This window comes from Mucilaginibacter sp. NFR10 (assembly GCF_900100445.1).
Lineage (GTDB): Bacteria > Bacteroidota > Bacteroidia > Sphingobacteriales > Sphingobacteriaceae > Mucilaginibacter > Mucilaginibacter rubeus.
The window spans coordinates 179952-205355 of record NZ_FMTV01000004.1; the positions used below are offsets into that span (position 1 = coordinate 179952).

The 25404-nt window shown below is 42.0% G+C and carries 22 protein-coding genes; 7 read left to right on the forward strand and 15 right to left on the reverse strand.

Going from position 1 to position 25404, the window contains the following annotated elements; genetic code table 11:
- Positions 1-54: 54 nt before the first annotated feature.
- The 9 genes from BLP33_RS15165 to BLP33_RS15205 form a co-directional block, all read right to left on the reverse strand.
- Positions 55-1944, reverse strand: coding sequence for a cytochrome c oxidase subunit I (locus BLP33_RS15165; RefSeq protein WP_175490027.1), 1890 nt, complete (start codon positions 1942-1944; stop codon positions 55-57).
- A gap of 20 nt (positions 1945-1964) precedes the next feature.
- The gene (locus BLP33_RS15170) at positions 1965-3152 is read right to left on the reverse strand and encodes a cytochrome c oxidase subunit II (protein ID WP_090530148.1); all 1188 of its coding nucleotides are present in this window, start codon (positions 3150-3152) and stop codon (positions 1965-1967) included.
- Positions 3153-3200: 48 nt separating this feature from the next.
- Positions 3201-4469 carry a quinol:cytochrome C oxidoreductase gene (locus tag BLP33_RS15175; RefSeq protein ID WP_090530151.1) on the reverse strand — a complete coding sequence of 423 codons (1269 nt, stop codon included), beginning with the start codon at positions 4467-4469 and terminating at the stop codon, positions 3201-3203.
- A gap of 13 nt (positions 4470-4482) precedes the next feature.
- A complete protein-coding gene (locus BLP33_RS15180; protein ID WP_090530154.1) occupies positions 4483-5067 on the reverse strand; it encodes a c-type cytochrome in 585 nt (194 codons plus the stop codon).
- Complete coding sequence (locus tag BLP33_RS15185) at positions 5051-5587, reverse strand: DUF3341 domain-containing protein (protein WP_090530157.1); 537 nt, start codon at positions 5585-5587, stop codon at positions 5051-5053. Before BLP33_RS15185 ends, BLP33_RS15180 begins: the two co-directional genes overlap by 17 nt.
- A gap of 5 nt (positions 5588-5592) precedes the next feature.
- On the reverse strand, positions 5593-7065 hold the full coding sequence (gene nrfD / locus BLP33_RS15190) for an NrfD/PsrC family molybdoenzyme membrane anchor subunit (RefSeq protein ID WP_090530160.1): 1473 nt from the start codon (positions 7063-7065) through the stop codon (positions 5593-5595).
- Positions 7066-7091: 26 nt separating this feature from the next.
- Entirely contained in the window at positions 7092-10154 is a 3063-nt protein-coding gene (locus tag BLP33_RS15195) for a TAT-variant-translocated molybdopterin oxidoreductase (protein ID WP_090530163.1), read from the reverse strand.
- A gap of 36 nt (positions 10155-10190) precedes the next feature.
- Positions 10191-11471 carry a c-type cytochrome gene (locus BLP33_RS15200; RefSeq protein WP_090530166.1) on the reverse strand — a complete coding sequence of 427 codons (1281 nt, stop codon included), beginning with the start codon at positions 11469-11471 and terminating at the stop codon, positions 10191-10193.
- A 252-nt stretch (positions 11472-11723) separates the two neighbouring features.
- Positions 11724-12704, reverse strand: a complete 981-nt coding sequence (locus BLP33_RS15205) for a deoxyhypusine synthase family protein (RefSeq protein WP_090530168.1) — start codon at positions 12702-12704, stop codon at positions 11724-11726.
- Between the two features lie 207 nt (positions 12705-12911).
- Here BLP33_RS15205 and BLP33_RS15210 point away from each other — a divergent pair, with 207 nt between their 5' ends.
- Positions 12912-14039, forward strand: coding sequence for a BamA/TamA family outer membrane protein (locus tag BLP33_RS15210; RefSeq protein WP_090530171.1), 1128 nt, complete (start codon positions 12912-12914; stop codon positions 14037-14039).
- A 115-nt stretch (positions 14040-14154) separates the two neighbouring features.
- Here BLP33_RS15210 and BLP33_RS15215 read toward each other — a convergent pair whose 3' ends face one another.
- The gene (locus BLP33_RS15215; protein ID WP_090530173.1) at positions 14155-14754 is read right to left on the reverse strand and encodes a hypothetical protein; all 600 of its coding nucleotides are present in this window, start codon (positions 14752-14754) and stop codon (positions 14155-14157) included.
- Positions 14755-14798: 44 nt separating this feature from the next.
- Between BLP33_RS15215 and BLP33_RS15220 the strand changes: the two genes are divergently transcribed.
- The 5 genes from BLP33_RS15220 to BLP33_RS15240 all read left to right on the forward strand — a co-directional run bounded on the left by BLP33_RS15220 (position 14799) and on the right by BLP33_RS15240 (position 18893).
- Positions 14799-15671 (forward strand): transglutaminase family protein, encoded by an 873-nt coding sequence (locus BLP33_RS15220; RefSeq protein ID WP_090530176.1) that lies wholly within the window; start codon positions 14799-14801, stop codon positions 15669-15671.
- Positions 15672-15831: 160 nt separating this feature from the next.
- Entirely contained in the window at positions 15832-17367 is a 1536-nt protein-coding gene (locus tag BLP33_RS15225; protein ID WP_217633167.1) for a sensor histidine kinase, read from the forward strand.
- 3 nt (positions 17368-17370) lie between these two features.
- Positions 17371-18048, forward strand: coding sequence for a LytR/AlgR family response regulator transcription factor (locus BLP33_RS15230; protein WP_223266289.1), 678 nt, complete (start codon positions 17371-17373; stop codon positions 18046-18048).
- A gap of 47 nt (positions 18049-18095) precedes the next feature.
- Positions 18096-18473, forward strand: coding sequence for a nuclear transport factor 2 family protein (locus tag BLP33_RS15235; protein ID WP_090530178.1), 378 nt, complete (start codon positions 18096-18098; stop codon positions 18471-18473).
- Positions 18474-18491: 18 nt separating this feature from the next.
- Positions 18492-18893, forward strand: coding sequence for a hypothetical protein (locus tag BLP33_RS15240; protein ID WP_090530179.1), 402 nt, complete (start codon positions 18492-18494; stop codon positions 18891-18893).
- 37 nt (positions 18894-18930) lie between these two features.
- On the opposite strand, the gene BLP33_RS15245 is transcribed toward BLP33_RS15240, so the two are convergent.
- From BLP33_RS15245 to BLP33_RS15260, 4 genes are all read right to left on the reverse strand, one after another.
- Positions 18931-19359, reverse strand: coding sequence for a hypothetical protein (locus tag BLP33_RS15245; RefSeq protein ID WP_139160002.1), 429 nt, complete (start codon positions 19357-19359; stop codon positions 18931-18933).
- 105 nt (positions 19360-19464) lie between these two features.
- A complete protein-coding gene (locus BLP33_RS15250) occupies positions 19465-20379 on the reverse strand; it encodes an alpha/beta hydrolase (RefSeq protein ID WP_090530185.1) in 915 nt (304 codons plus the stop codon).
- Positions 20380-20558: 179 nt separating this feature from the next.
- A protein-coding gene (prfB, locus tag BLP33_RS15255; protein WP_139160003.1) for a peptide chain release factor 2 occupies positions 20559-21651 on the reverse strand; the annotation gives its coding sequence in 2 pieces (ribosomal slippage) (positions 20559-21590 and positions 21592-21651; 1092 coding nt in all).
- A gap of 100 nt (positions 21652-21751) precedes the next feature.
- Entirely contained in the window at positions 21752-22189 is a 438-nt protein-coding gene (locus tag BLP33_RS15260) for a hypothetical protein (RefSeq protein WP_139160004.1), read from the reverse strand.
- 253 nt (positions 22190-22442) lie between these two features.
- Between BLP33_RS15260 and pgi the strand changes: the two genes are divergently transcribed.
- On the forward strand, positions 22443-24089 hold the full coding sequence (gene pgi / locus BLP33_RS15265; RefSeq protein ID WP_090530193.1) for a glucose-6-phosphate isomerase: 1647 nt from the start codon (positions 22443-22445) through the stop codon (positions 24087-24089).
- Positions 24090-24323: 234 nt separating this feature from the next.
- Here the strand turns inward: pgi and BLP33_RS15270 are convergent, their stop codons facing one another.
- Positions 24324-25400, reverse strand: a complete 1077-nt coding sequence (locus BLP33_RS15270) for a glutaminyl-peptide cyclotransferase (protein ID WP_090530196.1) — start codon at positions 25398-25400, stop codon at positions 24324-24326.
- Positions 25401-25404: the final 4 nt, after the last annotated feature.

Consider the following 25404-nt stretch of genomic DNA (forward strand, 5'->3'; position numbering starts at 1 on the left):
CATTTTCAAATCTTCAAATTAGGATGGTACCCTAAAAGATCAGATAAGTATTAATTATTTTACTTGTTCGTTTGCTTTCAGCGTACTTGTAAACTTATTAAGTTCTTCCAAACCTGCAGGATTATCTTCAAAATCGTGCGGAAGGTTTGAGCTCATAGTTTGCGAGTAAGGAACAGTTTGAGGGATATAATCCTCTTCTGCACCTGGTTTGCTGTAATCATATGGCCAACGATAAACGGTTGGAATTTCGCCCGGCCAGTTGCCGTGTAAGTGCTCAACAGGAGTAGTCCATTCAAGTGTATTTGACTCCCATGGGTTTTGAGTTGCTTTTTGTCCTTTGAAGATAGATACAAAGAAGTTATAAAGGAAACCAAATTGGGTAAGTGCGGCGATAATAGCAGCCCAGGTTACAAATGTATTGATGGTTAACCATTTTTGCATTGAAGCAAATTCGGTGAAGGCATAATACCTACGTGGCACACCGTCAAGACCCATAAAGTGCATTGGGAAGAATACCAGGTAAGCACAGATAAATGTCAACCAGAAGTGCAGGTAGCCTAATTTCTCGTCCATCATACGGCCGAACATTTTAGGGAACCAATGGTAAACACCCGCAAGCATACCAAATATAGCAGCCGAACCCATTACCAGGTGGAAGTGGGCAACCACAAAGTAAGTATCATGTAAGTTGATATCCAAAGTAGCGTTACCCAGGAAGATACCTGTTAAACCACCAGAGATGAAGAACGATACCATACCGATAGCGAACAGCATAGCAGGTGTAAACCTGATGTTACCGCGCCAAAGCGTAGCTAACCAGTTAAATGTCTTTACTGCCGACGGAACCGCAATGATCAACGTAGTGATCATGAACACACCACCCAGGAATGGATTCATACCTGTAACAAACATGTGGTGGCCCCATACGATAAACGATAATACCGTGATACCGATTAGAGAGTAAACCATCGCGTGGTAACCAAAGATTGGTTTACGTGAGTTTACCGACATTACCTCAGATGAGATACCCATCGCAGGCATAATAACGATATATACTTCCGGGTGACCAAGGAACCAGAACAAGTGCTGGAACAGGATCGGGCTACCACCTTCAAATGGTTGCTGTACGCCGTTTAATACGATATCAGATAAATAGAAGCTTGTACCAACACTGCGGTCAAATATCAACAATACTACACCAGCAACTAAAACCGGGAATGCAAGGATACCTAATATAGCAGTAAGGAATAAAGCCCAGATAGTTAATGGCATTTTCCAAAGGTCCATGCCTTTTGTACGCATGTTTAATACAGTACTTACGTAGTTGATACCACCCATTAATGATGATGCAACGAACAGTACCATACTGATCAGCCAAAGGGTCATACCCTCGCCTGAACCCGGCATTGCTTTTGGCAATGCAGATAATGGCGGATAGATTGTCCAGCCACCGCTGGCAGGGCCTTTTTGTACAAAGAAAGATGACAACATGATAACGCTGGCTAAAAAGAAGAACCAGTATGAAAGCATGTTCATGAAAGGCGAAGCCATATCACGTGCACCTACCTGCAATGGAATTAATAAGTTGGCAAAAGTACCGCTCAACCCGGCAGTTAGTACGAAGAATACCATGATAGTACCGTGTATGGTAACCAAAGCAAGGTAAAAATCGGGGCTGATACGACCGTTAGGTGCAAAACGACCCAACAAAGTTGTTAACAGCGGGAATGTTTTATCAGGGTAAGCAAGCTGGATCCTAAACAGGATTGACAAAATCATTGCGATAACCGCCATCGTAATACCTGTAATCAGGAATTGCTTGGCAATCATCTTGTGGTCCATGCTAAATACATATTTAGACAGGAATGATTGGTCATGATGGTGTTCGTGACCGTGTTCGTCGTGGTGGGCTCCTGCGTGGTCGTGAACTGCTAATGTTGACATATCTCTATTTCTTATCTTTATTAATTATTTAACGCTAACCTATTTGTTGAAGCACCGCTTTGCTCGTTGTTTGCTGCTGCAAAATGAAGCTCTTTTCTTAAAGCATCATTGAGGTAAGGCTTTTGCCTTGACAGCCATGACTGATATTCGGCTTCAGAAACAACACGTACAACTTTTTGCATGTTGTAATGGCTTCCACCGCATATTTTGTTGCAGTAAAGGGTATATTCAAATTTAGGGTCGTCTAATTTGGTACGCATTTCTGCGGTAGTAATAGTCGGGGTAAATTTAAAGAAGGTTGGTAAACCAGGTACCGCGTTCAACTGAACCCTGAAGTGGGGCATATAAACGCTATGGATCACGTCCTGTGCAAGGATATTCAGCCTGATTGATTTGTTAACCGGCAGATACATAGTATCAACCTTCAAGTCATCAAAACTGCTTTTCTTTTTAAAGTTAACACCTAACAAGTTAGCGCCTGTAACCAAACGGAAATCTTTGGGGCCTAATACACCATCTTTACCAGGGTAACGCAATTCCCAGGCAAACTGGTGACCGGTTACATCGATATTGATATCATCTTTAAGATTTTCGCTGTTCATGATCTTCTGCCAGGTAAAGAAACCAAACACAACCAGGATAGTCAGAACGATGGCTGGTGCAATTGTCCAAACTTTCTCAATGGTATTATTGTGAGGCAGGAAGTGTGCACGACGTTTATCAGAATGACGGTATTGGAACAGGAATGTAAACAGCAGGATCTGGGTAACAAAAAATACTATCATTGTTAAAACAGTAGTGACTGTAAACATCTCATCTATTTTAACGCCATGGGCCGAAGCGGCTTCAGGTAATGTCATACTGCCCTGTTCGGTAAATGACCAGTAAGCACCGTATAAACCTACAAAAAGGAAAACAATACAAATTACAGCCATCACGGTATTCCACTTAATGCCTTTTTTGCCTTGCATCTTTAAAGTAAGATCGTAGATCTTGAGGATTTTACCAACAATGGCAACGCCTAAGCAGATCAGGAAAAATATAAGCACATAATACGCAATCCCGGTCCAGTCAACCTTAGGGGCCTCTTCCTGGCCCGGAGCAGCACCTGCCGCAGTTTGCGCCATCAGCAGGTTTGTGCCCAGGAGCATAAACGCAGCGAAGAACGATAGTAGTTTTTTAGAATTTATTAGTTTTCTGAATCCCATTTTAGTAAGCTGTTTGGTATTCTGTATATGGTGCAAATGTAATAATTATTATATGTGATGATGAAGGCTTTCCTGTAAGAACGGGTGTTTTTTAGGAACTAACGATTTGAACTTGGTTAAAGCTGTCATCGCAGTGAAGGTAAATAAACCTCCGAAACCTAAGAACACGCCTATCTCAATCGGGCCAATCTCAGTTAACCACGATGAAGTTGGGCCAACTGTGCCAGGCATGATCATCATAAAGTAATCTAACCAGTGACCAACAATCAGGATAATACACATAATCTCAACAGTACGATAGATACGTTTAGAGTCACGTGACATCAACACTAATAAAGGAGTAAGGAAATTTACTACGATGTTGATCCAGAACCAAGGTTTAAACTCAGGCTCCCAGCGTTTAAAGAAGTAAACTGTTTCCTCAGGCATGTTAGCATAGTAAATCAACAAGAACTGAGCAAACCATACGTAAGTCCAGAAGATAGAGAAACCGAAGATAAACTTGGTTAAGCTATGCATATGATCTTCTGAAACCCATTCAAAGTAACCAATACGTTTTAACCTGATTAATGTAAGTGTAATAACAGATAAACCGCTAACCCACATTGCTGCGAAGTTATACCAACCAAACATAGTTGAGAACCATTCTGCTTCTAATGACATGATGGTATCGAAAGCGTATATTGGTGTAGTAAAACCAAAGATCACCAGGAATAAGCATGACATGTTAAAGCTCTTTTTGTAGTAGAACATGCCGCCCAAATCATCTTCCGCTTCTGAATATTTAGCCAATAAACGACCAAATATGCAATATGAACCAAGGAAGCAAATTAAACGGATTATAAATCCAACTTTATTCATGTAACCTGCTTTACCAGCTATAATGGCGTTGTAATTTTCGTTATGAGGATCAGTAACACCGGCAGCAGCCCAAATTTTGTACAGGTAAGGAGCTACAACCTGCTTACCTTCTTCGTTGGTTACCGTATGTGTTAATGAAAACCCTGCGATAACTACCACAATAAGAGTAATTGCTGCTATCGGCAAAACTTTACCAAAAGCTTGTGGAATCCTGATCATTGATGCAGACCAACCAGCTTGTGCTGCATATTGCACGGCGCAAAAGAAAATACCGCACATACAAACCGCTGCAAAGTAATAGGTCATTAGCAACAGGTTGGCAAAGGTACGCTCAGCGTAGCCAAGCGCAAAGCCACCAAGTATGGCAACCAAACCAATCACGATGCATATTAAGCTCCATGTTTTGGCTTTGCCGACAAATTCGTATTGCCCGTCAAAATTATTATGAGTCTTCATTAATATCTTTTTCTTATAAGGTTTGTAAATGGTGAACATACATGATCACTTTCCAGCGTTCTTCGGGAGCAAGCTGAGAAGCGTATGAACCCATAGCATTTACACCGTAAGTAATGGTATGATAAATTTTACCGTCTGTAAGGTCTTTCATGTTACCACCGCGTGATGACTGGCCTTTTGAATATGATGGAGGGGCCGGATAACCGTGCTGTACCACTAAACCGTCACCCTGACCGTTAACACCATGGCAAGGTGAGCAAAAGTGCTCAAACAAAATCTTACCTTCGGCGTAATTAGCCTGAGTTTGTGCCAGTACAGATTTAACCTCAACACTGGCTAATTCATAACCTTCTTTGGTATTTGGATAATCAAATTTGGTAAAGCCAACCGGGATAGTTCCGGCAGGTGGTAACTGAGCGGTTTTACCATCTTTAAAATTATTATTTTTCTGATCCGGATCGTATGCCAAATGCTCGTACATATTAGGTGCATACTCCCAGCCGGTACTCCTTTTATCCTTGCACGATGTAAAAACTATCGAAGCAGCGATAATAGTAACAATTGTTCCTAATATTTTAATTTTATTCATAGCTAACATATTTTCTGTCGTTATGCTTAACTTCTGTAGCGCCCGCTTCTTTTAGTAAATTAGTTATATCATCGTGAGAAATGTTTCCTTTAGCATTGATCGCTATTACAAACTTATCATCAGTTGCACGTAGGTCCATTACCCTTGGCGCACGGCCCGGGAAAAGGTGACTTGCGAAGAAGAAAGTAAAGGTCATACCAAATGAGGTCCATAATACCGTCCACTCAAATGTAACCGGGATAAAATCCGGGATAGCAAAGAAGTTTTTACCACCGATATTGATAGGCCAATCATGAACAAGCATATAATAAACCATGCTGAACATAATGGTACCGCCCAAACAACCGAACATAAATGCTGCATAACCTAAACGCGAATCCTTAATGTTCAATTTAGCCTCAATACCGTGGATAGGCATAGGCGTATAAACGTCATAAATAGGTACGCTGTTCTTTTGCAGCTTATCAATCCCATGCATCATTTCATCGGGATCATCAAAAACGCCTAATATATATTTAGTGCTACTCATTAGTATTATGCTTTTAAGTATTCAGACTGTTCAACACTATCAAATTTCTCCAGCGAAGCGATGTAAAATTCTGCTTCGGCCGGTACAACATGGCCTTCGGCCATAAGTTTCTTCTTAGCCTGCTCGCTTGAGCTTTTCAAAAGTAATTTCACCTCGGCCATAGCCACAGAAGGTAATACCCTGATGAACAACAGGAACATGGTAAAGAATACACCAATTGAACCGATGAACACGCTCACGTCAACCCAGGTTGGATAGAACATAGCCCAGCTTGATGGTATAAAGTCGCGGTGCAGTGAGGTAACGATAATTACGAAACGCTCAAACCACATACCGATGTTAACCACGATTGATAATACCCATGATAGCGGAATATTGGTACGGATCTTTTTGAACCAGAACAGCTGCGGGGTAATTACGTTACAGGTCATCATGCTCCAGTAAGCCCACCAGTACGGACCGGCGATACGGTTTGCGAAAGCATATTGCTCATACTCGTTTTGAGAGTAGAAGGCGATGAACAACTCTGTTAAGTAAGCCACACCTACTATCGAACCGGTTAACATGATGATCTTGTTCATCGATTCGATGTGGAACATGGTGATGTAGTTTTCCAGACCTAAAACCTTACGTGCAATAAGCAATAGGGTTTGTACCATGGCGAAACCCGAGAAGATCGCACCCGCAACGAAGTATGGAGGGAAGATGGTAGTGTGCCATCCCGGTTCCAATGAAGTTGCAAAGTCCATTGATACGATGGTGTGTACCGAAAGTACCAGTGGGGTTGAAACACCTGCCAGGATCAACGATACTGTTTCAAAACGCTGCCAGGTTTTTACTGACCCTGTCCAGCCGAATGAAAGTACCGAATAGATACGGCGGCGTAAGCCTTGAGCACGGTCACGGATGGTAGCGATATCAGGCAATAAACCTGTGTACCAGAATACCAATGAAACCGAGAAGTATGTTGAGATCGCAAATACGTCCCAGATAAGAGGTGAGTTCCAGTTTACCCACAATGAACCGTACTGGTTTGGCAACGGTAATGAATAAACGGCCATCCATGGGCGGCCCATGTGAGCGGCGATATAAGTAGCCGCACAAATTACCGCGAAGATTGTCATCGCTTCGGCCGAGCGGTTGATAGAGTTACGCCAATTTTGACGGAACAATAACAATACCGCCGAGATCAGTGTACCGGCGTGACCGATACCTACCCACCATACGAAACCGGTAATGTCCCAGGCCCATCCTACTGTTTTGTTCAGGCCCCATTCGCCCAAACCGAACCAGAAGGTCCAGCTGATTGCGAAAACCCAAAGCGAGGCGCCAAGCGAGGCTACACTAAAGCCGATCCACCAGGCTTTACCCGGCATATTTTCTACAGGGCGTAATACATCATTCGTAATTTTTGCATACGTGATGTCCTTACCCGTAATTAACGGTTCCCTTATTATTGATTCACTATGAGATGCCATATATCTTAATCTCTGTATATAAAAATTTATGCCTGAGCTTCAGTTTCTATTATATTTCTAACTTTTGTCTGGTAACCAATACCTGGCTGTACGTTAAGTTCTTCAAGCACGTAGTAAGTTCTTTCGCTTGCAAGTGCTTTTGAAACTTCAGAGTTAGGATCATTCCTGTTACCGAATACGATAGCGTTGGCAGAACATGTTTGCTGACAAGCCATTTTGATTTCGCCATCTTTAAGCGGGCGTTTTTCAATTTTAGCTTTCAGTTTACCAGCTTGGATACGTTGGATACACATTGAGCATTTTTCCATAACACCACGGAAACGTGTAACCACATCCGGGTTAAGTACTAATTGTGTATGCTCACCTTGCAGGTAGTTATCAAAACGTGCATCGTTCCAGTAGTTGAACCAGTTAAAGCGACGTACTTTGAACGGACAGTTGTTAGCGCAATAACGTGTACCTACGCAACGGTTGTAAGCCATGTGGTTTAAACCTTCAGACGAGTGAACGGTAGCTAATACCGGGCACACAGTTTCGCAAGGTGCGTGATCACAGTGCTGACAAAGCATTGGCTGGTGAACAACCGATACATTGTCAAAGTTCTCAAGCTTATCAATTTCCTTTTCTTTGGTAACTGCTTCTTCGCTGTTGCCATGGTCATTGTAGCTATAGTAGCGGTCGATGCGAATCCAGTGCATTTCACGACGACGTGAAACCTCATCTTTACCTACAACCGGGATGTTATTTTCTGCAGAACATGCAACCACACAAGCACCGCAACCGGTACAAGCGTTAAGGTCGATAGCCATTACCCAGTCATAAACAGGGCGATCATGGTTATCCCAAAGCGATTCGGCGTTGTAATCTTTACGACCGTGCTCATTACCGCTTCCTGCAGCAGGGTTCTTTTTGTATTCAACAAAAGTAGCCTCGCGGATCACGCTCCTGCCCTCGTACGAGTGGTGGGTTTGTGTTTGTGCAAGCGGCGATTTGTAACCGGCCGATTTGAATGACGCTACAGCAGCTGTTTGGAAAGTACCATTACTTAAGCTAAAGAACGGGAAAGCATTTTTACCAACGTTGTTACCAACCGGGCCAGCATTTGTACGGCCATAGCCTACAGCAACAGATAAAGTTCCCTGAGTTTGACCAGGCTGGGCTAATACCGGTAACTCAACTGAGTAACCGTTAGCTTCGATTTTGATCACATCACCTTCTTCCAGTTTCAATTTCTTCATATCAGAAATTGACATGGCAGCAAAGTTATCCCAGGTAACTTTTGAAACCGGATCAGGAAGTTCCTGCAACCATGGGTTGTTGGCACGTTTACCATCACCTATAGCCTGGCTTACATAAAGCTGTAATTCAAATTTGTCACCATCAGCGGCAACAGCTTTGCTTTGGGTTAATATTTTTTGGGTTACACCGGCAAGGTCAAGGCTAAAGCTGTAAGCGCCTGCTGTTGCTGGAGCAGCTATAATCATACCTGTTTGCAACAAGGTTTCCCATCCTTTTTGACCAGACAAGCCGCCTTTTGCCAACAAACCCGAATCCCAGGTTTTGCGCACGTAAGTGTAGTAATCTTTTATAGGGTTTTCCATCCAAACCAGTAAGCTGTGCTCTGCCTGGCGGGTGTTGTAAACCGGATTAATTGTTGGCTGAACTACTGTGTAGTAACCTTCAACAGCGTTAGCATCGCCCCATGTCTCTAAATAATGGTGGTTTGGAGCGTTAACGGTAGCTAATAAAGCTGTCTCGTCGTCATGATCAGCAAATGATACTGTTAAACGAACGTTTTTCAACGCTGCTTTAAACTCATCATTTTTGTAGTAATCGTAAGCAGGGTTAGCATTCAAAAATAATACTGCACCAACATCACCACGTTTTACTTCGCTTACAAACTCAACAAATGCAGCATCGTTACCAGCGTATTGTTTTGATGGGTTATCCAAATCGATAGTAGTACCGTAGCTACCTAACAATGAGTTGATAGCGTTTACCAATACTTGTGTAGCAACATCGTTTGAACCTGAAACAACCAATGCTTTTCCTTTAGCTGCTACTAATTCTTTAGCGGCTAACTGGATAGCGGTATCAACCTTTTTGTTACCGGTTGCTTTTGAACCAGGTAAAGTAGTACCAGAGATTGCATTGTAAAGGTTTATTAATGCTACGCCAATTTCAGATGGTTTGGTAGTGATACGGGCATCGGCGTTAGTACCGGTCATGCTCATACCAGTTTCAAACTGAATGTGACGAGACATTTTTTTGTTGGCCAGCGATTTGCTGTTACGGTTTGAAACGTACTGGCGGGTAAATTCTTCGCCAGAGATCCATGTACCTAAGAAATCAGCACCAAAGCTTACAATTACATCGGCTTTATCAAAATTATAGTGAGGCAATACTGCTTTACCAAAACTGTTTTGATTAGCCTGAATGATACCGGTGTAGGAAACCGCATCATAATTGATATGTTTTGTAGTAGGGTATTTAGCGATGAACTCGGCAATAACTGCTAAGGTTGAAGGGCTGTATACAGTTGAAGTAACCAAACGGATACCTTTGCCTGATGCAGCAACAGCTGCAAGCTCTTTCATTACATAAGCATCAACCTCGGCCCAACCTGCTTCGACACCTTTTAACTTAGGGTCTTTTAAACGGTTAACATCATACAGGTCAAGTACCGAAGCCTGGGCCTGGGCGCTTAAACCACCTTTTGAAAACACGTCGTTAGGGTTACCTTCTACTTTGATAGGGCGACCTTCGCGGGTTTTAACCAAAATAGCCTGACCTTCGTAGCTTGAAGAGTAATAGTTAGCCACACCCGGGGTAACCTCTTCAGGTTTGATCAGGTACGGAATTGATTTATGCACCGGCACTTTCTGACAAGCTGCCAATGTAACCGCACCAACACCAAAGCCAAGCGCTTTTAAAAAGTCGCGGCGGGGAGTTTTAGCTGATAAACCAGATCCGCTAAGCACTTCCTCGATAGGAATTGGCTCTGCAAATTCGTTCTTATTTTTCTCAACAAATTCTGGTGTTCTGTTTAGTTCTTCTAAACCTTTCCAGTATTTTTTATTGCTGTCCATTTAAGCTGTATAAACTGTAATGCTAAATTCTTTTTATTAATAGTGACACTTACCGCACTCGATACCACCCAATACGGCGGCTGTAACTTTCTCACCTTTCTTGATCTTATCGTGTGCAGCCAGGATGCTGTCATAGTAAGCATTGCCTTTACCGTTAACTTCGGTACGTTTGTGGCATTGGATACACCATTTCATGGTAAGCGGAGAGTATTGGTAAACCTCTTTCATTTCCTGTACCGGGCCGTGGCACTGCTGACATTTAATCCCGCCAACTTTTACGTGTTGTGAGTGGTTAAAGTAAGCCAGGTCGGGCAGGTTGTGGATACGTACCCACTGAATTGGTTTAGCCGCGGTGCTGTCATACTTCTGTGTTTTTGGATCGTAACCCAAAGCGTCATAAATCTTGTGAATCTCTTCCGATTCGGTTTTAACAACCTTGTGGCAGTTCATACACACGTTTAATGAAGGGATAGAAGCATTTTTTGACTTGTATGCACCTGAGTGACAGTACTGGCAATCAATTTTCATGATACCGGCGTGTAACTCGTGCGAGTATTTAATAGGTTGCACCGGCTGGTAACCCTGGTGAACGTTGGTGTTCCATAAAGTAACCCAACCCCAGCTGCACATTGCAACAGTACCGGCAACCAATATAAAGAATACCAGTTTTTTGTTTTTAAGGATCTTAGCGATAAATTCCTTTTTAGCATCAACCGCTACAGCACCTTCCGGAGTAACAACCTCGTCCTCAATAATAAGATCTTTGTTTTTAAGCAAAATGCGCTCTAAAGAACCTACTACCCTGTTTAATACCAGGATAACAATGAAGGCGATAACGATTATACCGATCAAACCGTAAACAACCATATCGCTCGGGCCGCTTTCAACTTTTGTGCCCGGAGCAGCAGCACCTGCAGCCGGCGCAGCTTTCATATCTTTCCATGTAGTACGTACATAGGTTAAGATATTGCCTACATCAGCATCGCTAAGGTCAGCAAATACGGTCATGCCCGACTGGTTATACTCATTATAAATTTTGAGTGCCTTAGGGTTTTTAGCAGCAATCAGCGCCTGGTTGTTCTGGATCCACTGGATAAGGTATTTATCATCAGTTTCTTCAGTAAGCTGCGGGCCTAATGCCGGACCAATTAAACGGGTGTCGATTTTGTGACAGGTAGTACATTTTGATTTGAAAATGGCCTCGCCTTTAGCAGCGTCAGTTTGCGCGTACGCAGTAGATAAACTCCAAAAAGCAAACCCGGCAATCAGTAAAACCGACCTTGAGAATTGTTTAAGAATCAATGAGAAACTTCTCATACAGTGTATTTATGCTAAATAATTTTTATATTAATGATTGAAACTGTTGTAAGATGTATGTTTCATCGGATAATTACAGGCACAAAAGTATAATTTTATACACTATCGGTGACACATAAATGACACCAACCTATAATTTATAATCGTTCTAAATAGACAAAAAACTGCGTTTAAACGCTGCTAAATGCATATTAATGTCATTTGACATTTTTAGGGAATAATTATTATCCAACTTTAATTATAAAATTTTATCTATTGTTTTAATAACCAGGCAAAAATAAGTGGTGCAACAATCGTAGCATCGCTCTCTACAATAAACTTAGGTGTGTGAATGTCAAGCTTGCCCCAGGTTATTTTTTCGTTTGGAACTGCGCCCGAATATGAACCATATGAAGTAGTTGAATCGGAGATCTGGCAGAAGTAGCTCCAGAAAGGTACATCGTGCATTTCCATATCCTGGTAAAGCATCGGCACAACACATATCGGGAAGTCGCCCGCTATACCACCGCCTATCTGGAAAAAGCCTATGCCTTTGCCAGATGAGTTTTTAGTATACCAGTCGGCCAGCCATGCCATGTATTCGATACCGCTTTTCATGGTTGACGCCTTAAGCTCGCCTTTAATTACGTATGAAGCGAAGATATTGCCCATGGTTGAGTCTTCCCATCCCGGTACTACAATAGGCAGGTTCTTTTCGGCAGCAGCCAGCATCCATGAGTTTTTAGGATCAATTTCATAGTATTGCTCCAGCTCGCCGCTCAATAAGATCTTGTACATATATTCATGTGGGAAATAGCGCTCGCCACTGTCATCAGCATCTTTCCAAATTTTATGAATGTGTTTTTGCAAACGGCGGAAAGCTTCTTCTTCCGGGATGCAGGTATCGGTAACGCGGTTATAGTGGTTTTCGAGCAGGTCCCACTCTTCCTGAGGGCTCAGGTCGCGATAGTTAGGTACCCTTTTATAGTGCGAATGCGCCACAAGGTTCATGATATCCTCTTCAAGGTTGGCCCCTGTACATGAAATGATAGCAATTTTATCCTGGCGGATCATCTCGGCCAGTGAAATACCCAGCTCAGCTGTACTCATGGCACCGGCTAAAGTTACCATCATTTTACCGCCTTCTTCAAGGTGTGTTTCATAGCCTTTAGCTGCATCCATTAATGCCGCGGCGTTAAAGTGCAGATAATTTCTTTCAATAAACTGCGAAATAGGTCCTCTTGTAGTGCTCATAATATTTCAATAAAATTTCAGCCGCAAAAGTAGACATTTTAGTTAAATTGAATTTTAAATGAACCTTTATCTTTTTATAACCATTTCATACCTAAAATTAGCATCCTGTCCCCTACCCCCTCAGCGTATTGTCATCCTAATTTTAAAAATGCCCGTTCGCCGAACCTTATAAAACAAAATGGGTTATATTAGCCACGACAAACATCCATGAAAAAACTTGTTACCTTAATACTGGTCTGCGCTTTTTCAACCAGTGCCTTTTCACAAATCTCCCGCATTGTAAAGCGAATGTATTTTGATAAAGATACCACCCGCAAAAGTAGTTTTGTTATTTTGCCTGTATTAAGCTCTGCCCCGGAAACCGGCCTTGAAGTTGGCGGCGCCGGTTTACTATCTTTTTATACCGATACGTCCAAGTTTAATACGCGCGTGTCTAACGTTTTTGGTTATGCTTCTATAACTACCAAAGGCCAAAGCCATTTAAGCCTTACCACCAGTTATTGGACTCCCGGAAACAATTACCATCTTACCGCAGGCATCAGCTACATTAATTTCCCTTTTGACTTTTACGGTATTGGCAACAATACTTTAAAGGCTAACTCTGATAGGCTTGGTCAAAAACGTTTCAAGGTAAATTTTACTGCCGAAAAAAAGATCTCCAATAACCTGTACGCCGGCATAATCGGTGGTGCCTGGGATTACAAATTCAGAGACGATGATAAAACAGGCATATTTTACACCGATCCGCGCGTGGAAAACCGCGGCGGCGGACCAAGTGTCTATTTAGGTCCTACCATTGTATTCGATAACCGGAACAATAATACTTATACCACCAAAGGACTCATCGTAAACACTTATTTCCAGGCTATACATGGTATGTTTGGTAATAACGATTACAAAGGAGGCTTCTTCAACATCGAATATTCCCAGTTTTTTTTATTGGCGCCTAAATGGGTGCTTGGTCTTGATGTACAGGAGCAAAGCCTTACCGGCAGTACTTCCCCATTTTATTTATTGCCCGACCTGGGAAGCGATGAGTTGATGCGGGGATATTACAATGGCCGTTTCCGCGATCGTAACATGCTTGCCGGCCAGGCCGAACTACGTTACCGCCTAAGCGACCGCATTGGATTTGCCGGTTTTGTTGGCGGAGGCGAAGTTTTTAAAAGCAGCTTTAGCACATCCGAACTGAAACCCAACTATGGCGGCGGCATCCGTTACTTTTTCGATGTGGAAAAAGGGCTTGCCGTACGTGTTGATTATGGTGTAGGTCAGAAGATTCCTAACGAAAAAAGATTAACCGGTTTTTATATTGCATTGGGACAGTCGTTTTGATCTTTAAGTTCATAGTTGATGGTTCATAGCAAATTATCGTAAATGGATTGAGTGGTTTAATACAACCACACTTCGGCCATGAACTATGATCTATTAACCATGAACTAACCAACGGTTAATATCTCACCTTAAAATCTTCCTTACTCATTCCTGGCTTAAAAAATATCAGGCCGATATAAAAGAGATCAATAGTTACCCTAACCTGCTGGTTTAGTTTAAGCTGCTCCCATGATTGCCTGGTGGATGCATTGCGATAGATGTTTGTAAATATGATAACGCTGTCATCATGGATAGATGGAATAATCTTTTCAAGATAACTGACAGGTCTTTGTTTTAAGGCATCTGCCAGTATCATGTCAACCTGGCGAATGCCTGATGTTGTTGATGAAACACTTTGAACCTCGGGGTTAGATTGTTTAATAACAAATTCGGCAATGTAATCCTCCGCATCAGCTAACAATACCGTTTGGGGCTTAAAGTAAACACCAAACCGATAAAGTAAACGGTAAAATTTTAATGGCAGTGTTTTTATCACACCCTTGTCAGAATGTTGTTTTTTGACGATTTCTTTAATATCACGGTACACTTTTTGGTCGCGATAATCGTAAATAACCGTATCGATCAGCTTGTAAACAAATGGAGAGTGTATGCCGTGCCTGGTGTTAGCCCTAAAACGGTGCCGCAGGTAATTAAGCCCATACCTTATATTATACATCGCTGTAAAAATAGAAAAGGTTTAGTATTTTAGCATTACAGCGTATGATAAATCCAACCGAAGTAAATTCATTGATCCGCCTGCTGGATGATCCGGACAGCGAAATCTTTGAGCATGTGTATAATAAATTGTTTTCATATGGAGCAGAGGCTATTACTTATCTCGAGTCGGCCTTTGAACAGGCTTTTGACCCAATTCAACAGGAACGTATAGCCAACCTGGTACATGAAATTCAGTTCAACAATCTTAAAACCGACCTAAAACTTTGGAATCAAAGCGGCGCATTCGATTTGCTGCAAGGCATCCTGATTATTAATCGTTATCAATACCCCGACCTTGATGAACAAAAGGTAATTAACCAAATAGAGGCCATTAAACGCGACATCTGGATCCAGATGATGAACGAGGCCAGCCCGAAAGAGCAGGTTAAGCTTATTAACCATGTATTCTACAATATCTACGGTTTCAGCGGTAATACTGCCAATCACCTCGATCCGCAAAACAGCTATCTGAGCCAGGTGCTGGAAACTAAAAAAGGCAACCAGATCTCATTGGCGATCATCTACTCTATCATCGCACAAAAACTGGATATCCCTGTTTACGGTGTAAACCTTCCCCAGCATTTTATCCTCGCCTATCTTGACGAGAGCATGCAAAGCGAGTTTGAAAGCGGGATCCTGTTTTATATCAACGCCTTTAACAAAGGCTTTCTGTTTGGCAGACGCGATGTAGACATGTTCCTGAAACAACTTAACCTCAAATTTGACAAACAGTTTTACGAGCCATGCTCTAATACAGATATTATTAAGCGTGTGCTTCGCAACCTCATCAGTGCCTACGAAAATCTGGGTTCGGCCGAAAAGGTTAGGGAGTTGAATGAGCTGCTAAATATCATGGAAGCCCCCCCCGCCCCCTAAAGGGGGTGCTTTTGATTTGCAGGATTTCATCTTTTCATCTGCTATTTGTTCCCCCTTTAGGGGGTTAGGGGGCCCTTCATCACACCGATACTGTGTTTCATCCCATTTATTTATTCAGTAGTATTGTGAATTATACCTTGCGGGCATAATTCAAAACACGATGAACGATCTCCTGAAAAAAAACCTTAACCTTGGCAAAATTGAATTTTGGGCCGCAACCACTATTTATGTTTTTGGCCTGCTCCTTCTGTTAGCCAAAGTGTCTAACAGTGTCGATAATGAAATATGGACCCCATACCGGTACATGTTCAACAATTACCACCTGCACTACTCCTACTCTAAATATTTCTTTTTCCCGCAGGTGTTTAGGTACACTGGTTATTACGGCGCCTACCTGCTCTGGAATTTTATTATAGTACCGGCCTTAGCACAAAAAAGGCGGGTAGCATGGCATATCATTTTGGGTTTGGCCTTGCTTGTTGCCCTTTGGGGCCTATTCGGCATTACCGATACCTGGCTTAAGGGATATCTATTTTACCATAAATCGGCCGATTATGTGTATAACATCGTTTTTAAAACAAATGTATTATACGCTTTGTGGGTAATAATGATGCTTACTTTTTATAGCATGATCAAATTTGCTACCCGGTTTTTATTGAGTAACGTTGATAAAATAAACGCCAAATACCAGGTAATTACCCGTGGCTGTGTTATAGCCCTGGTTATTTGTATGATCACAACATTCTTGCTGGCGCTTTCCGAAGCCCAGTATGAATTGATAGTTACGTTTGTGATTATAGCGCTGACAGGCATTGGGAATGTTAGTTTTTCGTTCTATAGCCTTATACCAGCAACATTTGCCAAAAATAGGGGTTTCTTTAACTACCTGTTTAAGGTTACAGGCATAATGCTGGTGATCAGTGTGCCGATAGGATTTTTAACAGCAGTTATTTTTAACAAGGTAAATATAGAACCTGTGTTTATCATAGGTGCCTTTAACTGTGGCATCCAGATATTATTGGTTGCTCCTATAAGCTGGATGATTTATAAGCGCAATCTTGCCGGAAAACAGGAGATTGTACATCTCAAAACGGCCCTCGGCCGCTCCACTGCCGATCTGGATTTTCTTCGCTCACAAATTAACCCGCATTTCCTGTTTAACGCATTAAATACACTTTACGGAACAGCTTTACAGGAAGATGCCGAACGTACCGCCGAAGGTGTGCAACGCCTGGGCGATATGATGCGTTTTATGCTACAAGAAAACATGCAGGAAAAAATACTGCTGGTACGCGAGATCGATTATCTTAATAACTATATCGCCCTGCAAAAATTGCGCACTCAAACCTCGCCGGACATCAGCATCGTGCTGCAAATTGAAGAGCATGTTAATGCCCTGCAGATAGCCCCAATGTTACTGATCCCTTTTATTGAGAACGCATTTAAACACGGCATCAGCCTGCGCGAGCCGTCACACATCAACATCAGCCTGCAAACCAAAGAAAACACACTTTACTTTGATGTGCATAACAGTATCCATCCTAAAGTGGTTAACGACACCGAAAGATACAACAATGGCATCGGCCTCGAGAACGTTAAACAGCGACTGGCACTTTTATACCCTAACAAACACGAATTGGTGATCCGCGAAAGTGCGAAAGATTTTTTCATACATTTAACCATACAATTGCAATAAGCTTTGATTACTGCCATAGCCATTGATGACGAACCTATAGCACTTGATGTGATCCGCTCGCATGCTGCAAAAGTGCCTTTTGTTGACCTCAAAGCCGAATTTACCGATGCTTTTAAAGCAATGGACTATCTGCAGCGCGAACCTGTGGACCTATTGTTCCTGGATATTAAGATGCCCGATATTTCGGGCATCGATCTGTTAACCTGTCTCAACAAAAAACCGCTGGTAATATTTACCACCGCCTACACCGAACACGCTGTTACCAGCTTTGAACTGGACGCGGTAGACTATTTATTGAAACCCTTTGCGCTTACCCGGTTCATAAAAGCCTGCAACAAAGCTTATGAACTTTACAGTTTTAGGAACACTGCCGAGGTTAAGGATTACATATTCCTGAAAACCGGCTATGAGCAGGTGCGCGTTAACTTCGATGACATTTATCATTTAGAAGCCACAGGTAATTATGTAAATTTTATATTAAAGGATAGCAAAGTGCTTACCCGCATGACCATCACTGAAGTTGAGGCGCTACTGCCGGCTGAGAAGTTTGTCAGGATCCATCGGTCGTTTATTGCCGCTGTAAATAAAATTGATAAGATAGAACGCCATCAGGTAACAGTAAATGGATTTTTGCTGCCTGTAGGCGGCGCTTATGTGCCGAATTTGGGAATGATTAAATAATCCTTTACAGATCGTTTATACGTTGGCATAATCATTATCTTTAGCTTATGCAGCAACGTGAACTTATCATCAGCAATTATGTAAAGGCCTATAACAACTTTGATGTTGAAGACATGCTTAAAAACCTCGCACCATCCGTTAAATTTCAAAACATATCAAACGGTGATGTGGATATGGAGCTTGATGGTATAGAAGCGTTCAGGAGTCAGGCCGAACAGGCAACTGAGCTTTTTGAACGCCGCGAGCAAATTATCCGGTCTTTTAAACACACCGGCAACAAAACCGAAATAGCTATTGACTATAACGCAATTTTAGCCGCCGACCTGCCAAATGGATTAAAGAAAGGTGATGAGTTAAATCTGAAAGGGCATTCAATTTTCACTTTTGACGTAGATAAAATTGTTGGGATAATAGATATTAGTTAAATTCACGTGTTCGACATAATGCAAAACATAACAAACATCATTAAGAAAGCCATAAGCAAGGATGATGTTCTTTGGAGCATATATGAGTTCTTTTACTGCCTCGAACATTTGGGCAGCAAAGGATATGAAGTATCATATTGCGAAGATGATGATGAAAAAGTAACTTCAATATCACTGTCTAGCAAAATCATTGGATATATATGGAGAAGATATCCATTGATTTTTATCCCCACAGATCGGTCGGATGATGTACAAATAGCTTTAAAGGGGCAAGCTTATATCGAGTACATTATGGTTACAGATTTGGAAACAGAGGAACTCGTTTTAGACGAAGACCCGGAAGTAGATAGTGTTGTATCTTATATTATAAACAAAAGTGGTTTTTCAGCGACGGATTTTTGGTTCTATCATGTAGTTTAAGAAACTGTTAAGCATTTTTGTATTGTCGTCAACAAATTTATTCCACCATCAGCTTCTTCAACGTAATTCCAATAGTAGCTGTTTTCCTTTTAGTCGACGCCCCGTAGCTGAATGCTATCTTATACATTTTTTTTGATTTGATCCAATTAACAAACTTGGGATCACAAACTGGGTTCAGTTTATAAACATACTGTTGAGGCTGAGGCTTAACTTCTGACACCGCTATATAAATAGAACCCGGTGTTTTACAGTCTGCAGGGGCATCAACGTCACCCTGCTGATCGACTACAAGGTACACCGCAATATTCAGCGTTTTGTGATCAGTATATACATAACGTTTTTGCAGGTTATTTAAAACATATGTAAGGTCCTGATTAGATACGCTTTTATATTTGATTGATTGGGCGATAACATTAAAGCAGGCGCCGACAACAAACACCCCTGCTAACAGTATTCTTTTCAACATAAAATCATCATTAAGGTCGAACTTCAAGCTTTCAAAAAAAGACTGTTTACCTCAACAATAAAATTAGCCTACTGTTTTACAGAAGAAGAAATTAGTTGTGCCGGATCACTTCCCGCTCAAAAACCCATTCTCCTCCAGCCACGCGGCAGCCCATTCAAACCATTTGCCTTTATTTTTAGAGTTATACATTCCAAAGCCATGGCCACCTTCCTGGAACAGGTGCAGCTCTGCCTTTACTTTATTTTTTAAAAGTGCATCGTAAAACAACAGACTGTTTTGCACAGGCACTACGTTATCATCTTCAGCATGCACTAAAAATGTTGGCGGGGTATTGGCAGTAACCTGTTTTTCGTTCGAATACAGATCCAACTGCTCTGTCGATGGGCTCTTACCTATCAGGTTTTCCCTTGAACCAACATGGGCATATTCACCAAAAGAAATTACAGGATAGATCAGCATCATAAAATCAGGGCGTACGCTGATGTTTTCTTTATCTTCAATAACCGGTTTATCAAAATGCGTACCTTCTGTTGAAACCAGGTGCCCGCCTGCCGAAAAACCGATAATTCCTATCTTTGAAGGGTTAATATTCCAATCGGCAGCATTTTTGCGTACGGTATATATGGCCATTTGTGCATCCTGTAACGGACCGATAGATTTATCTGTCATAATATCATCGCTTGGCAAGCGGTATTTTAGCAAAAACGCAGTAACACCAATATTGGCAAAAGCCTGTGCTACGGCCTTTCCTTCATGATCCGATGCAAGTCCGGCATATGCACCGCCGGGGCAAACAACTATCGCGGCACCGTTGGCTTTCCCTTTTTCCGGAAGATACGGCGTTAGCGTTGGTTCTGTAACCATGGTGATCCAGCTTCCGTTATTAGTTTTTTCTGTATAGGTAGCAGGCGCCTTTTTAGAATTTGGCACCCCTTTGGGATAAAGTGGCATGGGTTTTTCCTGTGCAAGGGATACAAAAGTAATAGCGGTCAATACAAAGGCTGATAAAATGGTTTTCATACTTATTTAAGGAAAATTGGATGTGTCCAAAATACAATTAATCTCCCGAAAACAAAAGCGGAGCATCAGAAATGATACTCCGCTTTTATAATTTCTAAAACAACGTTAACTATACAGGGCGGGCCTGCTAATCGGGGATTGCTTCGTACCGCGCAATGACGCCTTTTTTATCTATTTTTTTACGTCTTTGGCCCGCCAAACTCCATGAGGTAGGCTTTCAGGAAATCATCCAGATCGCCATCAAGCACTGCTGCCGCGTTTGAAGTTTCATGATCGGTACGCAGGTCTTTCACCAATTTATAGGGGTGTAAAACATAGTTACGGATCTGTGAGCCCCACTCTATCTTCTTTTTGTTGCCCTCAATAGCATTGGTTAGTTCCATACGTTTGCGCATCTCAATTTCGTATAACTGTGATTTCAGCAAGCGGATGGCATTATCCTTATTTTGCAATTGCGAACGCGATTCCTGGTTTTTGATGATGATGCCCGATGGCTTGTGATATAAACGCACGGCAGTTTCTACCTTATTCACGTTCTGACCACCGGCACCACCCGAGCGGAAGGTTTCAAATTCGATATCGGCCGGATTTACTTCAATCTCAATGGTATCATCAACCAGGGGATAAACATATACAGAGGCAAATGAGGTGTGACGTTTGGCATTAGCGTCAAAAGGCGATACGCGCACCAAACGGTGTACGCCATTTTCACCCTTTAAATAGCCATAGGCAAACTCGCCTTCCAACTGCAGGGTCACGGTTTTTACGCCGGCCACGTCACCTTCCTGGTAATCCTGCTCGGTTACTTTATAACCGTTCTTTTCGCCCCACATAATGTACATACGCATGAGCATGCCGGCCCAGTCGCAGCTTTCGGTGCCACCGGCACCCGCTGTAATCTGAAGCACAGCGTTTAGTTGATCTTCTTCGGCCGAGAGCATGTTTTTAAACTCAAGCTCTTCAACGGCTTTTAAAGCCGCATTATATTGTTCCTGCATTTCGGCCTCGGTAGCATCACCGCCCTGGTAAAATTCAAAAAGTACGCCGGCGTCATCAACAACCGATACTACCTTCTGAAAAGCATCCGTCCATACTTTTTTAACTTTGATGGATGCCAGTACCTTTTCGGCCTCTTTGGGGTGATCCCAAAAATGTGGACCAACGGTTATTTCCTGTTCCTCTTTTAATAGTTCCAGCTTCTTATCAATGTCAAAGATGCCTCCTCAGGGAAGTTACTCTATCCCTTAAATCCTGAACTTGTTCTTTAGTCATGCGGCAAATATATATAATTTGAAAAATTGCCATAAATAAAAAGGCCTGCAAATTGTTTAACAATCGGCAGGCCTGTTCATTAGGCAGATGTAATAGTATGTTAGGCAACCATCAGGTTGTTCACAAGCGGGTTCAGATCGGTACGGTTACCGTTTAGTTTAGTTAACATAGTACCCAAAGCAAATTCTTTGGCCTCACCACTTTTAGTTTCCTTAACCAGCTCATTCATTACGGCCGGGATCAAAGCTTTTGCAGTAGCCAAAGCATGTTCCGGATCGATATTGTAAAAAGTATTAAGCTTATTTGCAAAGCGGTTGGTTATGCTCGATACCAATGAATTGTTGTAACTACCCGAGAACTGGAAGTATTTAATAAGTTCCTTCACCTTGCCGCTTTCAAGCTGGCCTTTTAAAACTTCAATGATTGAACTTGAAGCTTCATTGATCACTGCTTCATGATATTTAGCAGGAATCACCGGGTTGTTGATAACAGCCGTCCCGGCGTTATCTTTTACAAGCAAAAACAGTTTTTCGAACATAGTAATACGTGTTTTTAAAGTAAATTTACAAATTGATGATAAATACCTCATTTGATTACCATCGACACAAATATATTAAATAAAAATTTTAAACTTCAAAATATATTTGTAATTCTTTTGTAATTCTCATAATTTTCAAGTGTAAAATCAACACTATGCCGGCCGTGTTTAAACAACACTAAGACAGGCTAATAATTTATTTAATGACTATCTAACAATTAACTTTTTACTTTTGTTGAAAAACAACACAATTATGCTGCCAACTACTGATTTTACAACAACCCAGGCTTACAAATATCTTACAGATCATTACATTGATATTGTATCAAAAGACCTGAAGGAAATGTTTAATGCTGACGACCAGCGTTTTAATAAGTTCTCTATCCAGTTTGAGGATATCCTGCTTGATTATTCAAAGAACCGTATCGATGATGAAACCATTGCTTTATTGATCCAACTGGCCAAAGAATGTTCATTAAAAGAGGCGATAGACGCCATGTATTCCGGCGAAAAAATTAACGTTACGGAAGGCCGTCCGGTATTACACATCGCATTACGTAACCGCAGCAACACTCCTATTTATGTTGATGGTAAAGATGTTATGCCCGATGTAAATAAAGTGCTTGACCAGATGAAATCTTTCAGCGAAGCTATTATCTCCGGCGAGTGGAAAGGTTACACCGGCAAAGCTATTACCGATGTGGTAAATATCGGTATCGGCGGCTCAGACCTTGGCCCGGTAATGGTTACCGAAGCTTTAAAAGCATACAAAAATCATTTAAACCTCCACTTTGTAAGTAACGTAGACGGCACACACATAGTTGAAACTCTGAAAGCAGTTAATCCTGAAACTACATTGTTCCTGGTAGCTTCAAAAACCTTCACTACCCAGGAAACCATGGGCAACGCCCACAGCGCCCGCGACTGGTTCCTGGCCAGCGGTGCTACTGAGGCCGATGTAGCTAAACATTTCGCCGCTCTTTCAACCAATGCAGCAGCTGTTGAAAAATTTGGGATCGATACCAAAAACATGTTTGAATTTTGGGATTGGGTTGGTGGCCGTTACTCTTTATGGAGCGCTATCGGTTTGTCAATTGCCCTGAGCATTGGCTTTGAAAACTTTGCCGATTTGCTTGCCGGTGCCCACGCGACTGACAATCATTTTAAAACTGCCGAGTTTGATCAAAATATCCCTGTTATTATGGGTTTGATCGGTATTTGGTATAATAACTTCTTTGAAGCCGAAACAAATGTAATTTTGCCTTACGACCAGTACCTGCACCGCTTCTCGGCCTATTTCCAACAGGGCGATATGGAAAGTAATGGTAAACATGTTGACCGTAATGGTAAAGATGTTGACTACTCAACCGGCCCGATCATTTGGGGTGAGCCAGGCACAAACGGTCAGCATGCTTTTTATCAGTTAATTCACCAGGGCACTAAACTGATCCCTGCCGATTTCATCGCCCCGGCACAATCGCACAATCCACTGGGCGAACATCACAACATGCTGCTGTCAAACTTCTTTGCTCAAACCGAAGCTTTAATGAACGGTAAAACCGAAGAGGTAGTTATTGAAGAACTAAAAGCTGCCGGAAAATCTGACGAGGAAATAGCTAAAATAGCTCCGTTCAAGGTATTTGAAGGCAACCGTCCAACAAACTCGTTCCTGATTAAAAAGATCACACCATACACTTTAGGCGCGCTGATTGCCATGTATGAGCACAAGATCTTCACCCAGGGTATCATCTGGAACATTTATAGCTTTGACCAATGGGGTGTTGAGCTTGGTAAACAACTTGCCGGCAAAATCCTTCCTGAACTGAAAGATAATGCAGAGATCAACAGCCATGATTCATCAACTAATGGCCTGATCAATCAATATAAAGCCTGGAGGTAATCTCCCCAACCTCCTAAGGGGGGAAGTTTTATAATAACTGCCGCGGGCTTGTAGCCCGTGGTTGGCATTATGTAAGCTGAAAGCTTACATAATGCCAACCACGAGTTACGCTACCGCTAAACTCGCGGCAGTATACTACTGTAATGCAAAATGCCCGGTTTTTTCGGGCATTTTGCATTATAAAAAAATTCTTTCAAACTATGGTTCCCCCTTCAGGAGGTCAGGGGACGAGACCTACGGAACCGGCACAAACTTTACCTGGTACAAATGCGGCCATTTTTTACCGGTAACAAACAAGCGCTGACCTTTGGCATCCCAGGCAATTCCGTTTAGCACGTTATTATTCCAGTCCCTGTCCTGCGGACGGCTTGCTACCGGGTAAATCTCTTTCATATCAATTACCTGCTCCACCGCACCGGTTTTAGGATTAATCACCAATATGTTATCGGTTTGATAAACGTTGGCATAGATCTTACCGTTGATGTATTCCAGTTCGTTTATCGAATCTATCTGTTGTTTATCGTCACACACATCAATGTGGCCTATCTGGTGATAATCATTCTTGTCAAGGAACCAGATCCGGTTGGTGCTATCATCCATGTATAATTTTGTTCCGTCATAGCACATCCCCCAACCTTCGGGGCCAACATTATTGGTAAAATTGTTAAGTAGCTTCAATGTATTTTTATCATATACAAAGCCTACTTTTTCTTTCCAGGTAAGCTGTACTACCTTATCACCAATAACTGACAGGCCTTCACCAAAATATTTCTCATCAAGTTTGGTTTGATTCAAAATTTTTCCGGTATTCAAATCAACCTTACGGATGGATGAATGTTTATAGTCTCCGGTACTTTCGTATAAAACGCCGTCAACATACTGCAAACCTTCAGTATAGGCAGCAGTATCATGAGGGAAAACTTTTTCAACTTTATAAGTGTACCTGGCAGGGGCTTTTGCTGCTAATAACAGGACATTGGTTGATACCTCATTGCTTTTACTGCCCTCGTAAACTTTAGCCGTGATTATCCTGATGCCCAGGCCAATGGTATCCGTTTTAAGACTGATACCTGCAGTATCCTTACTGGATGCGAACTTTACCGAATCGAGCAGGTACACTACCGAATCAACTTTACTACCTGTGGGATAGCCTACTTTAATGTCGATCTTGTCGCCGGCTTTGTAGTTTGCGCCGGCGTCGGGTGTTATGGTATAGTCTGTAGCCGAGCTATCAGGTTTGTGTTTACAGCCGTAGTACCCCAAAGCCGTTAAGGCAAAGGCGGCAAAAAATAGTTTTACTTTGTTATTCATAAGT

Excerpts from the sequence above, each read along its gene's own strand:
- BLP33_RS15205 (WP_090530168.1), bottom strand. The coding sequence starts at position 12,704 with ATGAGCACTACAAGAGGACCTATTTCGCAGTTTATTGAAAGAAATTAT.
- BLP33_RS15195 (WP_090530163.1), bottom strand. The coding sequence starts at position 10,154 with ATGGACAGCAATAAAAAATACTGGAAAGGTTTAGAAGAACTAAACAGA.
- BLP33_RS15270 (WP_090530196.1), bottom strand. The coding sequence starts at position 25,400 with ATGAATAACAAAGTAAAACTATTTTTTGCCGCCTTTGCCTTAACGGCT.
- BLP33_RS15240 (WP_090530179.1), top strand. The coding sequence starts at position 18,492 with ATGCAAAACATAACAAACATCATTAAGAAAGCCATAAGCAAGGATGAT.
- BLP33_RS15170 (WP_090530148.1), bottom strand. The coding sequence starts at position 3,152 with ATGGGATTCAGAAAACTAATAAATTCTAAAAAACTACTATCGTTCTTC.
- BLP33_RS15220 (WP_090530176.1), top strand. The coding sequence starts at position 14,799 with ATGATAAATCCAACCGAAGTAAATTCATTGATCCGCCTGCTGGATGAT.
- BLP33_RS15175 (WP_090530151.1), bottom strand. The coding sequence starts at position 4,469 with ATGAAGACTCATAATAATTTTGACGGGCAATACGAATTTGTCGGCAAA.
- nrfD (WP_090530160.1), bottom strand. The coding sequence starts at position 7,065 with ATGGCATCTCATAGTGAATCAATAATAAGGGAACCGTTAATTACGGGT.
- pgi (WP_090530193.1), top strand. The coding sequence starts at position 22,443 with ATGCTGCCAACTACTGATTTTACAACAACCCAGGCTTACAAATATCTT.
- BLP33_RS15180 (WP_090530154.1), bottom strand. The coding sequence starts at position 5,067 with ATGTTAGCTATGAATAAAATTAAAATATTAGGAACAATTGTTACTATT.
- BLP33_RS15210 (WP_090530171.1), top strand. The coding sequence starts at position 12,912 with ATGAAAAAACTTGTTACCTTAATACTGGTCTGCGCTTTTTCAACCAGT.
- BLP33_RS15235 (WP_090530178.1), top strand. The coding sequence starts at position 18,096 with ATGCAGCAACGTGAACTTATCATCAGCAATTATGTAAAGGCCTATAAC.
- BLP33_RS15260 (WP_139160004.1), bottom strand. The coding sequence starts at position 22,189 with ATGTTCGAAAAACTGTTTTTGCTTGTAAAAGATAACGCCGGGACGGCT.
- BLP33_RS15165 (WP_175490027.1), bottom strand. The coding sequence starts at position 1,944 with ATGTCAACATTAGCAGTTCACGACCACGCAGGAGCCCACCACGACGAA.
- BLP33_RS15200 (WP_090530166.1), bottom strand. The coding sequence starts at position 11,471 with ATGAGAAGTTTCTCATTGATTCTTAAACAATTCTCAAGGTCGGTTTTA.
- BLP33_RS15225 (WP_217633167.1), top strand. The coding sequence starts at position 15,832 with ATGAACGATCTCCTGAAAAAAAACCTTAACCTTGGCAAAATTGAATTT.
- BLP33_RS15250 (WP_090530185.1), bottom strand. The coding sequence starts at position 20,379 with ATGAAAACCATTTTATCAGCCTTTGTATTGACCGCTATTACTTTTGTA.
- BLP33_RS15185 (WP_090530157.1), bottom strand. The coding sequence starts at position 5,587 with ATGAGTAGCACTAAATATATATTAGGCGTTTTTGATGATCCCGATGAA.
- BLP33_RS15215 (WP_090530173.1), bottom strand. The coding sequence starts at position 14,754 with ATGTATAATATAAGGTATGGGCTTAATTACCTGCGGCACCGTTTTAGG.
- BLP33_RS15245 (WP_139160002.1), bottom strand. The coding sequence starts at position 19,359 with ATGTTGAAAAGAATACTGTTAGCAGGGGTGTTTGTTGTCGGCGCCTGC.